Here is a 328-nt window from a genome sequence, read left to right on the forward strand (position 1 = left end):
CCAGAAAACACCGCTCTTCTCTACCAGAACCTCATCGCGCTACTCATCACGCTATTTGGCGGATTAGGCTGGGCTCGGAGGTGGCATATGATAGTAGAACAGCGCAGATATACTTTGAAGACTGGTAAGGTGCCCGAGTACCTTCAACAATACGAGAAGGAGGGGTTTGCAATTCAGCAGCCTATTCTCGGTCGGCTTGTTGGATATTTTTCAACCGAGATCGGTACACTTCACCAGATTGTGCACCCCTGGGCGTATCGTCACCTCGCCGATCGGCACGCGCGCCGTGCGCGACTAGGTGCGGATCAGCGTTGGTTGTCCTATCTTT

Annotated in this window: 1 protein-coding gene; it reads left to right on the plus strand. The window is 53.0% G+C overall.

Annotated elements, in window-relative coordinates; translation table 11 throughout:
• Nucleotides 1-87 precede the first annotated feature (87 nt).
• A partial coding sequence (locus E0702_RS16155) for an NIPSNAP family protein (protein ID WP_132045603.1) occupies nt 88-328 on the plus strand: 241 nt, incomplete at its 3' end.

The sequence above is a fragment of the Halomonas marinisediminis genome, from assembly GCF_004347715.1.
In the GTDB taxonomy this organism is placed as follows: domain Bacteria; phylum Pseudomonadota; class Gammaproteobacteria; order Pseudomonadales; family Halomonadaceae; genus Halomonas; species Halomonas icarae.